The sequence below is a fragment of the Nocardia sp. genome, assembly GCF_025465275.1.
Lineage (GTDB): Bacteria > Actinomycetota > Actinomycetes > Mycobacteriales > Mycobacteriaceae > Nocardia.
This window is the reverse complement of record NZ_JAODNK010000190.1, coordinates 1-11,807: the sequence shown is the minus strand read 5'-3', so window position 1 is coordinate 11,807 and position 11,807 is coordinate 1. Positions and strand designations below refer to the sequence as shown.

Here is an 11,807-nt window from a genome sequence, read left to right as displayed (position 1 = left end):
TCTATGCAACTCCGAAGAAGCTCTGAGCCTTCCGCACCGCGGCCAGCAGTGCGTCGACCTCGTCGAGGGTGTTGTAGACGGCGAACGAGGCACGCGCGGTGGCCGGGACGCCGAGGCGGCGCATGAGCGGCCAGGCGCAGTGGTGGCCGACGCGAATGGCGACGCCCTCGTCATCGAGGATCTGGCCCACATCGTGGGCGTGAATGCCGTCCACTACGAAAGATACTGCGCCGCCGCGGTTCACATTGTCGACCGGGCCGACAATATGCACACCGTCGATCTTGGCGAGCCCTTCGAGCGTCGCGCTCACGAGCGAATGCTCGTGCGCCGCAACCGCATCCATGCCGATAGCTTCCAGATACCGCACGGCCGCACCCAGTCCGACGACCTGCGAGGTCATCGGCACGCCGGCCTCGAAGCGCTGCGGCGGGGCGGCGTAGGTGGTGGCCTCCATGGTGACCGTCTCGATCATGGAGCCGCCGGTGATGAACGGCGGGGTCTCCTCGAGCAGCGCGTAGCGGCCGTAGAGCACGCCGACGCCGGAGGGGCCGAGCATCTTGTGCCCGGAGAAGGCGGCGAAGTCGACGCCCAGTTCGCGGAAGTTCACCGGCATATGCGGCACCGACTGGCAGGCGTCGAGCACGACCAGCGCGCCGACTTCCTTTGCCCGGCGGACCATTTCGGGAACATCGGCGATCGCACCGGTCACATTCGACTGGTGCGTGAACGCGACAACCTTGGTGGCGGGCGACAATTCGAGCGAATCGAGGTCGATGCGACCGTCATCGGTGATGCCGTACCACTTCAGGGTCGCACCGGTTCGGCGCGCAAGCTCCTGCCACGGGACAAGATTCGCGTGATGCTCGAGCTCGGTGACAACGATCTCGTCACCCGGACCCACGTGGTACGGGAACCGGCTGTCGGAGAACGCGTAGGTCACCAGGTTCAGCGATTCGGTCGCGTTCTTGGTGAAGACGATCTCGCGAGCGTCCACGCCGACGAAGCGGGCGATATCGGCGCGCGCGTCTTCGTAAGCGTCCGTGGCCTCTTCGGCCAGCTGATGAGCACCACGGTGCACCGCCGCATTGTGCTGAGTGAGGAATTCGTGTTCCGCATCCAGCACCGCCGTAGGCCGCTGCGAGGTGGCGCCCGAGTCCAGATAGACGAGGGGTTTACCGTCTCGCACCGTGCGGCTGAGGATCGGGAAGTCGGCGCGAATGCGGGCGACGTCCAGAGCGGGCACCGTGGTGGTCATAGTTTTAAGCTCCTACAGCGGCAGAGGTGAAGCGCACGTAGCCATTCGCGTCCAGCTCGTCGGCCAGCTCCTTGCCGCCCTGGGCGACAATGCGGCCGTTCACGAACACGTGCACGAAGTCGGGCTCGATGTAGCGCAGGATGCGGGTGTAGTGGGTGATCAGCAGAATGCCACCGTCCTGCCGCCCCTTGTACTTGTTCACGCCCTCGGAGACGATGCGCAGCGCATCGACGTCCAAACCGGAATCGGTCTCGTCGAGGATGGCGATCTTCGGCTTGAGCAGACCCAGCTGCAGGATCTCCTGGCGCTTCTTCTCACCGCCGGAGAAGCCCTCGTTGACCGAGCGCTCGACGAAGGTCGGCTCGATCTCGAGCTCGGCCATGGACTCCTTGAGCTCCTTGACCCAGGTGCGCAGCTTGGGCGCCTCGCCGCGGACGGCGGTGGCGGCGGTGCGCAGGAAGTTCGAGACCGAGACGCCCGGAACCTCGACCGGGTACTGCATGGCCAGGAACAGGCCCGCACGCGCCCGCTCGTCCACCGTCATCGCCAGCACGTCTTCACCGTCGAGGGTGATGGTGCCGGAGGTCACGGTGTACTTGGGGTGACCGGCGATCGCGTAGGACAGGGTCGACTTGCCGGAGCCGTTGGGGCCCATGATCGCGTGGGTCTCGCCCGACTTCACAGTCAGGTTGACGCCCTTGAGGATCTTGATGGGCTCGCCGGACTCGTCCGGGTTGGCGACCTCTACGTGCAGGTCTTTGATTTCCAGGGTGGTCATCGAATTCGAATTCCTTTGCAGGGAGGGAAAGTTGGTATCAAACTCCGACAGCGGCGAGCTCGGCCTCGATGGCCTTCTCGAGCCGCTCCCGGACCTCGGGGACCGCGATCTTCTGAATGATCTCGAAGAAGAAGCCGCGCACGACCAGCCGTCGCGCCACCTCCTCCGAAATACCGCGCGAGCGCAGGTAGAACAGCTGCTCATCGTCGAAACGCCCGGTGGCCGAGGCATGTCCGGCGCCCACGATCTCGCCGGTCTCGATCTCCAGGTTCGGCACCGAATCGGCGCGGGCGCCATCGGTGAGCACCAGATTGCGATTGGCCTCGTAGGTGTCGGTGCCCTCGGCCGCGGCGCGAATGAGCACATCGCCCACCCACACGGTGCGCGCGTCGGGCTTGCGCGAGGTCGGATCGCCCTGCAGCGCACCCTTGTACAGCACATTCGACTTGCAGTTCGGGACCGCGTGATCGATCAGCAGGCGCTGTTCGAAGTGCTGGCCGTCATCGGCGAAGTACACGCCGAGCAGTTCGGCGTCGCCGCCCGGGCCGTCGTAGCGGACGGTCGCGGTGAGACGCACCAGATCGCCACCGAGGGTGACATTGGTGTGCCGCAGCGTTGCGTCGCGACCCAGCTTGGCGTGGTGCGCGGTGGCGTGCACGGCGTCGTCGGCCCAGTCCTGGATGACGATGACATTCAGCTTGGCGCTGTCGCCGAGCACGAATTCCACGTTCTCCGCGTAGGTTCCGCTGCCGCGCTGGTCGATGACCACATTCGCGACGGCGAAATTGCCCAGGCGGACCTGGGTGTGCCCGTAAGCAGTCTTGCCCTCGCCCGGACCGGTGACCGTGAGCGTAACCGCATCAGCCACTTCGGTTTCCGCGGCGATGGACACCACGGTCGCCTGCTCGAAACCCGAGTAGGCCTGCGCGGCAACACGATCCGTCGGCGTACCGGCGACACCGAGGCGCGCATCGGTGCGATCGACGGTCTCGACGGTGATGCCCTCGATGGACGTCACCTCCACGACGGCCTGGCCGTCACGAACGGCACTGCCGTCGTGCAGGCCACGCAGCCGGCGCAGCGGGGTGAACCGCCACGCCTCGTCGTGCGCCGAGGGCACCTCGAACTGGTTCACGTCGAACGAGGCGAAGACCTCGCCCTTGTTCAATGCCGGAGGACGAGCCTCGGCAGCAACGGCAACATTCTCAACCGTCATCAGCCGACGGCTCCTTCCATTTGCAGCTCGATCAGGCGGTTCAGCTCGAGGGCGTATTCCATGGGCAGTTCCTTGGCGATCGGCTCCACGAAGCCGCGCACCACCATGGCCATGGCCTCGTCCTCGGTGAGGCCGCGGCTCATCAGGTAGAACAGCTGGTCCGCGGACACCTTGGAGACAGTCGCCTCGTGGCCCATGGTCACGTCGTCCTCGCGGATATCGACGTACGGGTAGGTATCCGAGCGAGAGATGTTGTCCACCAGCAGCGCATCGCACTTCACGGTCGACTTCGAGCCGTACGCACCCTTGTTGACCTGAACCAGGCCACGGTAGGACGCACGACCGCCACCACGCGCCACCGACTTCGAGATGATGTTCGACGAGGTGTGCGGCGCCAGGTGCAGCATCTTCGCACCGGTGTCCTGGTGCTGGCCGGCGCCGGCGAACGCGATGGAGAGCACCTCACCCTTGGCGTACTCACCGGTCATCCACACGGCCGGGTACTTCATGGTGACCTTGGAGCCGATATTGCCGTCGACCCATTCCATGGTCGCGCCCGCCTCTGCCTTGGCCCGCTTGGTGACCAGGTTGTAGACGTTGTTCGACCAGTTCTGAATCGTGGTGTACCGGCAGCGGCCACCCTTCTTCACGATGATCTCCACGACGGCGGAGTGCAGCGAATCCGAGGAGTAGATCGGCGCGGTGCAACCCTCGACGTAGTGCACGTAGGCACCCTCGTCGACGATGATCAGGGTGCGCTCGAACTGACCCATGTTCTCGGTATTGATGCGGAAGTACGCCTGCAGCGGGATGTCCACGTGCACGCCCGGCGGGACGTAGATGAACGAACCACCCGACCAGGTGGCCGAATTCAGCGCGGAGAACTTATTGTCGCCCGACGGAATGACCGAGCCGAAGTACTTCTGGAACAGCTCCGGGTGCTCCTTGAGCGCGGTATCGGTGTCCAGGAAGATGACGCCCAGCTTCTCGAGATCCTCGCGGATCGAGTGGTAGACGACCTCGGACTCGTACTGCGCGGCGACACCGGACACCAGACGCTGCTTCTCCGCCTCCGGGATGCCCAGCTTGTCGTAGGTGTTCTTGATGTCCTCGGGCAGGTCATCCCACGTGGCAGCCTGCTTCTCACTCGACCGCACGAAGTACTTGATGTTGTCGAAGTGGATGCCGTCGAGGTCCGAACCCCAGCTCGGCATCGGCTTCTTGTCGAAGATGCGCAGGGCCTTCAGCCGGAAGTCGAGCATCCATTCGGGCTCGCTCTTCTTCGCCGAGATGTCGCGCACGACCTCCTCGGACAGGCCGCGCTTGGCACTGGCACCGGCGACATCCTTGTCGGCCCAGCCGTACCCGTACGTCCCAATGGAGGCGATGGTCTCCTCTTGGGACAGCGGCTGCACCTGATCGGTCGTTGTCGTCATTCGGCACTCCTTCCGGAGTCGTGTGTAGAAGACGTTGCGGGCTGGGCAACGGGGGTTTCAGCGATATTCGAGTTTTGTGTCGGCAGCAGCGTCAGCGGGACGTGTGTCGTGCACGCGCAATCGCCGTTGGCGATTGTCGCCAGCCGCTGCACATGCGTGCCGAGTATTTGTTTGAAAGCCTCCAGCTCGGCGGCGCACAACTCCGGGAATTCCTCGGCGACGTGCGATACCGGGCAGTGGTGCTGGCAGATCTGTACTCCCGCACCGACTTTCCGGGTGGAAGCGGCGAACCCGGCCTCGGAGAACGCGTCCGCGATCTCTTCCGCCTTGTCGATCGTCGCCTCGGGTGTGTGCCGGGAGAGCTGCTCGACTCCAGCGACAATCGTGGCGACCCGCTTACGTGCGAAGTCGACGATGGCTGTGTCGCCGCCGACCTCGCGCAGCTGACGCATGGCGGCGCCGGCCAGGTCATCGTAGGCATGGCCCAGCCGGCCGCGGCCGGTGGCCGTCAACTGATACTGCTTGGCGGGACGCCCGCGACCCTGCTGCTGCCAGGCCGCCGACCGGGCGGCCCGCGCTTCGCCGGATTCGATGAGAGCGTCCAGATGCCGGCGCACTCCCGCCGGGCTGAGGCCCAAACGCTTGCCGATGGCGGTCGCAGTGATCGGACCGTCCTCGAGCAGTAGTTTGATCACGGCCTCGCGGGTGTGGCCCTCGCCCGCCGGTGCAGACACAACAGCAGCCCGGGCGCCCAGCTGGCGCCCGGTTTCTGCTTTCGCATTCCGCAAACCCACGGTTTTCACAACACCAGTGTGACCGAATTCCATCCCACGTTCCAGTAAGGGTCACCTGACTTCGCTGGACCTGGGGATGTGAGGCTTTGCACACCACTGAATCGGGCACTGACCCCTCCGAAGTGGTAACGGAATTCGCGAGGAATTCGCCACAGCCGCGGAATTAAACACACCGATCCGTACGGGCTCACCCGAAACGGATGAAACCTGCTGACATTCAACTGAATCAGCAAATATATAGCTACGCTCGGGCTCGACTTCCGAGCAGTACGGCACAGCAGGAGACTCCATATGGGACACGCGGTCGGTCAGTTTCTCAGTCACGCGGTCGGCGTCGCCATCAGTCCGCTGGCGCTGATCGCGGTGATCCTCATCGTCTCCGCCCCCCGGGGACGGCAGAACGCGCTGGCGTTCGTACTGGGCTGGGTGCTGGCCATCACCGCCATCTTCACGGCACTGCTGCTGATCAGCGCCGGAGCCGGAGCCGAACACAATGGCCAGCCCGCAACCTGGGTGGCGTGGTTCCGGCTGACCCTCGGCGTGCTCATCGCTCTGATGGCACTGCAGCAACTGCGACTGTCCCGAGCCGCCGACCCGGATTCGCTGCCCCCGCGGCTGCAGCGAGTACGAGAATTCACCACCCGCAACTGCCTGATCCTGGGCGCCGTGCTGGTGGTGGCCAATCCGAAGAACGTCATGCAGGTCGCCGCCGGCGCCGTAACCACCGCATCCTCCACCTCACATATCGGCGGCCGCATCGGCGCCGCGGCAATCTTCGTCGCCATCGCCTCCCTGGTCGTACTGATCCCACTGGCAGTGCACTTCCTCAACCACACCACCGGCGCCGGCACCCTCGACCGCTGGAAGACCTGGACCGTCCGCAACCAATACGTCATCATGGCGGTCCTACTCGCCCTGCTCAGCGCCAAATCCCTGGGAGACGGCATCAGCGGCCTGGCCTCGTAGCCGAAAAGGGTTGCGCGACTACTTCTTCCACAGGTCAGCGGACGGCGACCAGCTTCCTGGGTGCTTCCAGGAGTGCGTCCAGGGAGTCCTCGAAGGGCACTGTGCGGGTGGTGACGACGGATGGGTCGAAGCGGCCGGTGGCGACCAGGTCCAGCACGTGCGGGATTGCGGGGCGGACGTGGGCGCGGCCGGTGTGGAAGGTGCAGCAGCGCGAATACATTCCGAGGAGTGGGAGCGGGACGTCCTGGGCTTGGACGCTGACGCTGGTGCACCAGCCGTCGCCGGCGGTGGCGTTGATGGCGGCGCGGAGGGCGGTGGCGCCGCCTGCGGCTTCGACGGTGATGAGGAAGCGGCCGACTCGGGTGGTCGAGTCGCCTTCGATCGACTCGGCGCCGAGTTCGGCTGCGATCTCCAGTCTTTCGGGGTCGGTGTCGAGGTAGACGGTGCGGGAGGCGCCGAGGGCTACCGCGAGACCGGCGGCGTAGAGGCCGATGGAGGTGGCGGCGGAGCCGCCGAGAATGAGGACTTCGGCGCCGGGATCGGCGGAAAGTTGCGGGGCCACAGCGCGATAGGCGTCGGGGATATTGTCGCTGGCACTCGCCACCGCGACGGGGTCGATGCCGGCGGGCAGCGGGACGAGCATGGCGTCGGCGTGCGGAATCAGGGCGAGGTCGGCCCAGAGACCGCCCCATTCGAGGCCGCCCATCAACCCGAGGCCATAGCTGGACATGCGGGTGTGGGCGGTGCAGTTGCCGGTGCGGCCGCGCAGGCAGGGCGCACAGACACCGCAGGAGATTTGGAACGGGACGACCACTCTGTCGCCGGGGGTCACGGTGCGGACGCCTTCGCCTACGGCGATGACCTCGGCGATCCCTTCATGACCGAAGGGGTAGGGGCCGGGGAGGGGGAAATGCCCTTGCAGGACAGCGGGATCCAGATCGCAGGTGGCCACGGCGATCGGCCGGACCAGGGCCTGATCGGGCGCATCGAGGGTGGGTTCGGGGCAGTCTTCCCAGCGCAGTGCGCCGGGACCGTCCAGCATGAGTCGCTTCATACACCGATCATCGCTAGAACGATCGTTCTAGGCAACCCCCTCCTAGGGTGATTTCTGCTCGACAACGGCGACTTCGGCGAGACTCAGGCGGATCAAGCGGGCCAGTGCGGCGGACACGGTGTGCAATGGCTCGTCCGAGCGCCGGACCCGGGCGAGCAGGGTCGCGCCCTCGTAGGCGGCGACCACCGTGGTGGCCAACTCGTACGACTCCCCCGGCGGCAGGCCCATATCGGTGAGCAGCTGCGTGAAACCCGCTGTCATGGCATCGAATGCAGCAACGCACGCGGTGCGCACCGCCTCCACATCACTGCCACCGTCCAGCGCGGGCGTGCCGACCGGACAACCGTCTGTCCATTCGGACGCAGCGAGTTTCGCGGCCATGAAGTCGAACAGGGTTGCCGCCGTGCCGAACACATCCGCCGGAGCCTCACTGATCATGCGCCCCACCAGCACTCCGGTACCGGTAATGGCAGAGACGGCAATTTCCTCCTTTCCCCCCGGAAAGTGGTGGTAGATAGATCCGTACGGCAGCCCGGCCGCTTCGCTCAGCTTCTTCAGGCCGAATCCGTGATAGCCGTGCCGGGCCAGTAGCCCCGCCGCCGCCACCTCGATTCGCCGCTTCGACTCGGAAACCATGCATCAAGCGTATGAGTGCGGTCCGACACCGGCAGCCCGAACAGCGCAGGATCAACCCGATATGGCGCGGTCTGCGACACCGTCACCCGGTACGGCCGGGCGATCGGAGTCGGCGGCGGCACTCCCTACTAGTCTTTGCGGCTGTGGCAGTAGCGGACGGCGCGGGGCGCAGAGTAAGAGAACTGGGTCGCCGGGCCCTCGGCCTCGACGTGCCGGCCGCCGACCACACCATTGCCGTGCTGCACAGCATCGAAACCGATGTGCCGGGGCTGGACCGGCGGGAAACGCTGCAGCTGAGCCGGATCCGCATGCTGGGCGCGACCGGGGCCGTGATCATGGCGATTTCGGCGCTCGGAGTCGGCGCACAACCGGTGCATCAGAATCCGACGTCCGGTATGCGGGTGCTGGGATTCTTCGCGCGGGCGCACACCTCCACGCTGGCCATGTGCATGATCGGCACGGTGCTGGTGGTGATGGCCTGGCTGCTGCTCGGCCGCTTCGCGGTCGGCGGCTGGGGCGGGCATCCACGGCACCGGCTCACCCGGTCGCAGCTGGATCGGACGCTGCTGCTGTGGATCATTCCGCTCAGTGTCGCGCCGCCCATGTTCAGCAATGACGTGTACTCGTATTTGGCGCAGAGTGAGATCGCGGCGCGTGGACTGGACCCTTATGCGGTCGGGCCCGCGGATGGCCTGGGGCTCAATAATGTCCTGACCAACAATGTGCCGAATATCTGGCGCGAGACGCCCGCGCCGTACGGTCCGCTGTTCCTGTGGATGGGACGCGGCATCTCGGAGTTGGCCGGGGACAACATCATTGCCGGGGTGTGGCTGCACCGGCTGCTGGCGCTCGCGGGTGTGGCGCTGATCGTCTGGGCGCTGCCGCGACTGTCCCGGCGCTGCGGTGTCGCGCCGGTGAGCGCGCTGTGGCTGGGTGCGGCGAACCCGCTGGTGCTGTTCCACCTGGTCGGCGGCGTGCACAATGACGCGCTCATGCTCGGGCTGATGCTGGCCGGTACGGAGTTCTGCCTGCGCGCCATCGAGGACACGCATCCGTTCGACAGACGTGCGTGGACGCTGCTGGTGTTCGGCGTCGTGGTCATCACGCTGTCGTCCTCGATCAAGATCACTTCGATTATCGCTCTCGGCTTCGTGACCATGGCCCTGGCCAAACGCTGGCGTGGCGGTTTACGCACGGTCCTCATAGCCGGAGCACTGCTCGGTGCGATGGCCATAGCCACCACGCTGTTCGTGAGTTTTGCGAGCGGGCTCGGTTTCGGCTGGATTCACACACTCAATGCCGCCACCACGGTGCGCAGTTGGATGTCGGTGCCGACCGCGCTGGGCATTGTCACCGGATTCGGCGGAGTACTGCTGGGCCTCGGTGACCACACCACTGCGCTGCTCGGCATCACCCGGCCGATCGCCGGGGCGGTGGCCGTCTTCGTGACGATCCGCATGCTCGTCGCCGCCTGGACCGGGCGCTTGCACCCGGTCGGCGCCATGGGCGTCTCGCTCGGCGCGATCGTGCTGCTGTTCCCGGTGGTGCAGCCCTGGTACCTGCTGTGGGCGATCGTGCCGCTGGCCGCCTGGGCGAACCGGCCCGCCTTCCGGGTGCCCGCGGTCGCGTTCTCCGCGGTGGTGAGCGTGATCCTCATGCCGCGTGGCGCGGACTTCTATGTCTTCCAGATCGTGGAGTCGGCGATCGCCACCGTGCTCGTGGGCGTACTGCTGATCTTCCTCACCCGAAATGTGCTGCCGTGGCGCAATCAGCCGGGGGTGTCGGCTCCGTCACAGCAGCCCACGGCCTACGGTGTGTCCTCGTGACCGCAGCTTCGGAACCCGCCGTCAGAGTCGACGGCGTCGTCAAACGCTACGGCGATACCACCGCAGTCGACGGTCTCAGCTTCGTACTCGAACGCGCGCAAGTGCTGGCGCTGCTCGGCCCCAATGGCGCCGGCAAGACCACCACCACCGAGATGTGCGAGGGTTTCGTCTCGCCCGATGCCGGGACCGTGCGGGTGCTGGGCCTGGACCCGATCGCCGACTCCGACCGCTTGCGCCCGCGCATCGGCGTCATGCTGCAGGGCGGCGGGGCGTATCCGGGTTCGCGCGCCGGGGAGATGCTGGATCTGGTCGCCTCGTACTCGGCCCATCCGCTCGATCCGAACTGGCTGTTGAAGACGCTCGGCCTGCAGGATGCGCGCCGCACACCCTACCGGCGGCTCTCCGGCGGTCAGCAGCAACGACTGGCGCTGGCCTGTGCGCTGGTCGGCCGCCCCGAGATCGTCTTCCTGGATGAGCCGACCGCCGGATTGGATGCGCAGGCAAGGCATCTCGTGTGGGAGCTCATCGACGCCCTGCGCCGCGACGGTGTCAGCGTGCTGCTCACCACGCATCTCATGGACGAGGCCGAACAGCTGGCCGATCAGCTGGTCATCATCGACCACGGCCGCATTGTCGCGCAGGGCACGCCCAGCGAGGTGACCTCGCACGGTGCGGAGGGCCGGCTGGCCTTCACCGCACCACCGAATCTCGACCTCGTGCTGCTGGCCGCGGCGCTGCCGGAAGGCTTCACGCCCAAGGAGGCCACGCCCGGCTCCTATCAGCTGCACGGCGATATCACCCCGCAGGTGCTCGCGACCGTCACGGCGTGGTGCGCACAGATCAATGTGCTGCCCACCGACATTCGCATCGACCAGCGGCGCTTGGAAGACGTCTTCCTCGAACTGACCGGCCGGGAGATCCGCGGATGACCGAGACCACGAACCGCTTCGCACCGGGCACGTTCACGCCGGCGCCGCAGCCCACCACCCGCGCCAAGATGCTGATCTCGCAGACGCGCATGGAACTGATCCTGTTGCTGCGCAATGGCGAACAGCTGCTGCTCACCATGTTCATTCCGATCACACTGCTGATCGGTCTCACGCTGCTGCCGATGAGCGGTCTCGGCGCGCATCGGGTGGATCGGGTCGTGCCCGCGGTCATGATGGTGGCGGTCATGTCCACCGCATTTACCGGGCAGGCCATCGCCGTCGGATTCGATCGCCGCTACGGTGCGCTGAAACGCCTTGGGGCAACACCCTTGCCACGCTGGGGCATCGTTGCGGGCAAGTGCGCGGCCGTGCTCATCGTGGTGGTATTGCAGTCGATTCTGCTGGGCGCCATCGGTGTTGCGCTCGGCTGGCGGCCTTCGATCATCGGTCTCGCGCTCGGCGCGGTCGTGATCGCGCTGGGCACAGTCGCTTTCGGTGCGCTCGGCCTGCTGCTGGGCGGCACGCTCAAGGCGGAGATCGTGCTCGCGCTCGCGAATATTCTCTGGTTCATCATGCTGGGCACCGCGAGCCTGGTGGTCATGTCCGATGACATTCCGCACGTGGTGAATTTGATTGCCCGGATCATTCCCTCCAGTGCGCTGTCGGAGTGCCTGAATCAGGCGCTGCGCAAGAGCATCGACTGGTACGGCATTGCCGTGCTGGCCGCCTGGGGCAGTGTGAGCGGCTGGCTGGCGACGCGTTTCTTCCGTTTCGACTGACCGGCTCCTCAGACTAACGACGCGTTGTAGTAGGGCCGGTGATCGGCCCGAATACGCTCCCGCTACCATCGACGCGTGCTATCTCGCGCATTCCAGCGACTCGTCGACCTGCTCCCGATGCCCTCGCTCCGGGTGCAG

General features: G+C 66.0%; 11 protein-coding genes. 4 read left to right on the top strand and 7 right to left on the bottom strand.

Annotation, left to right across the window (positions count from 1 at the left end):
• Position 1: 1 nt before the first annotated feature.
• From JWN03_RS38870 to JWN03_RS38850, 5 genes are read right to left on the bottom strand one after another with little or no spacing between them, the layout of a single operon-like run.
• Complete coding sequence (locus tag JWN03_RS38870) at positions 2–1,255, bottom strand: cysteine desulfurase (protein WP_297626290.1); 1,254 nt, start codon at positions 1,253–1,255, stop codon at positions 2–4.
• A gap of 4 nt (positions 1,256–1,259) precedes the next feature.
• Positions 1,260–2,033: a Fe-S cluster assembly ATPase SufC gene (sufC, locus tag JWN03_RS38865; RefSeq protein WP_297626288.1), complete on the bottom strand. Its 774-nt coding sequence runs from the start codon at positions 2,031–2,033 to the stop codon at positions 1,260–1,262.
• Positions 2,034–2,070: 37 nt separating this feature from the next.
• Positions 2,071–3,249, bottom strand: a complete 1,179-nt coding sequence (gene sufD / locus JWN03_RS38860) for a Fe-S cluster assembly protein SufD (protein WP_297626285.1) — start codon at positions 3,247–3,249, stop codon at positions 2,071–2,073.
• Positions 3,249–4,685: a Fe-S cluster assembly protein SufB gene (gene sufB / locus JWN03_RS38855; protein WP_297626282.1), complete on the bottom strand. Its 1,437-nt coding sequence runs from the start codon at positions 4,683–4,685 to the stop codon at positions 3,249–3,251. Before sufB ends, sufD begins: the two co-directional genes overlap by 1 nt.
• Positions 4,682–5,524, bottom strand: a complete 843-nt coding sequence (locus tag JWN03_RS38850; RefSeq protein WP_297626379.1) for a helix-turn-helix transcriptional regulator — start codon at positions 5,522–5,524, stop codon at positions 4,682–4,684. Before JWN03_RS38850 ends, sufB begins: the two co-directional genes overlap by 4 nt.
• A 246-nt stretch (positions 5,525–5,770) precedes the next feature.
• Here JWN03_RS38850 and JWN03_RS38845 point away from each other — a divergent pair, with 246 nt between their 5' ends.
• Entirely contained in the window at positions 5,771–6,445 is a 675-nt protein-coding gene (locus JWN03_RS38845) for a GAP family protein (protein WP_297626278.1), read from the top strand.
• Positions 6,446–6,479: 34 nt separating this feature from the next.
• Here JWN03_RS38845 and JWN03_RS38840 read toward each other — a convergent pair whose 3' ends face one another.
• Positions 6,480–7,499 carry a zinc-dependent alcohol dehydrogenase gene (locus tag JWN03_RS38840; protein ID WP_297626275.1) on the bottom strand — a complete coding sequence of 340 codons (1,020 nt, stop codon included), beginning with the start codon at positions 7,497–7,499 and terminating at the stop codon, positions 6,480–6,482.
• A 42-nt stretch (positions 7,500–7,541) separates the two neighbouring features.
• Complete coding sequence (locus tag JWN03_RS38835; RefSeq protein WP_297626272.1) at positions 7,542–8,135, bottom strand: TetR/AcrR family transcriptional regulator; 594 nt, start codon at positions 8,133–8,135, stop codon at positions 7,542–7,544.
• A gap of 143 nt (positions 8,136–8,278) precedes the next feature.
• On the opposite strand from JWN03_RS38835, the gene mptB reads away from it, so the two are divergent.
• Genes mptB through JWN03_RS38820 form a run of 3 tightly spaced genes read left to right on the top strand, consistent with a single transcriptional unit; the run spans position 8,279 to position 11,669 of the window.
• Complete coding sequence (gene mptB / locus JWN03_RS38830; protein WP_297626269.1) at positions 8,279–9,961, top strand: polyprenol phosphomannose-dependent alpha 1,6 mannosyltransferase MptB; 1,683 nt, start codon at positions 8,279–8,281, stop codon at positions 9,959–9,961.
• Positions 9,958–10,890 carry an ABC transporter ATP-binding protein gene (locus JWN03_RS38825; RefSeq protein ID WP_297626267.1) on the top strand — a complete coding sequence of 311 codons (933 nt, stop codon included), beginning with the start codon at positions 9,958–9,960 and terminating at the stop codon, positions 10,888–10,890. Before mptB ends, JWN03_RS38825 begins: the two co-directional genes overlap by 4 nt.
• Positions 10,887–11,669, top strand: coding sequence for an ABC transporter permease (locus tag JWN03_RS38820; protein WP_297626265.1), 783 nt, complete (start codon positions 10,887–10,889; stop codon positions 11,667–11,669). The genes JWN03_RS38825 and JWN03_RS38820 overlap by 4 nt, the downstream gene beginning before the upstream one ends.
• The last annotated feature ends 138 nt before the right edge of the window (positions 11,670–11,807 follow it).

Bases quoted from the DNA above. Each gene is read 5' to 3' on its own strand.
- JWN03_RS38840 (WP_297626275.1), bottom strand. From the start codon at position 7,499: ATGAAGCGACTCATGCTGGACGGTCCCGGCGCACTGCGCTGGGAAGAC.
- JWN03_RS38820 (WP_297626265.1), top strand. From the start codon at position 10,887: ATGACCGAGACCACGAACCGCTTCGCACCGGGCACGTTCACGCCGGCG.
- JWN03_RS38845 (WP_297626278.1), top strand. From the start codon at position 5,771: ATGGGACACGCGGTCGGTCAGTTTCTCAGTCACGCGGTCGGCGTCGCC.
- JWN03_RS38870 (WP_297626290.1), bottom strand. From the start codon at position 1,255: ATGACCACCACGGTGCCCGCTCTGGACGTCGCCCGCATTCGCGCCGAC.
- sufD (WP_297626285.1), bottom strand. From the start codon at position 3,249: ATGACGGTTGAGAATGTTGCCGTTGCTGCCGAGGCTCGTCCTCCGGCA.
- sufC (WP_297626288.1), bottom strand. From the start codon at position 2,033: ATGACCACCCTGGAAATCAAAGACCTGCACGTAGAGGTCGCCAACCCG.
- JWN03_RS38835 (WP_297626272.1), bottom strand. From the start codon at position 8,135: ATGGTTTCCGAGTCGAAGCGGCGAATCGAGGTGGCGGCGGCGGGGCTA.
- sufB (WP_297626282.1), bottom strand. From the start codon at position 4,685: ATGACGACAACGACCGATCAGGTGCAGCCGCTGTCCCAAGAGGAGACC.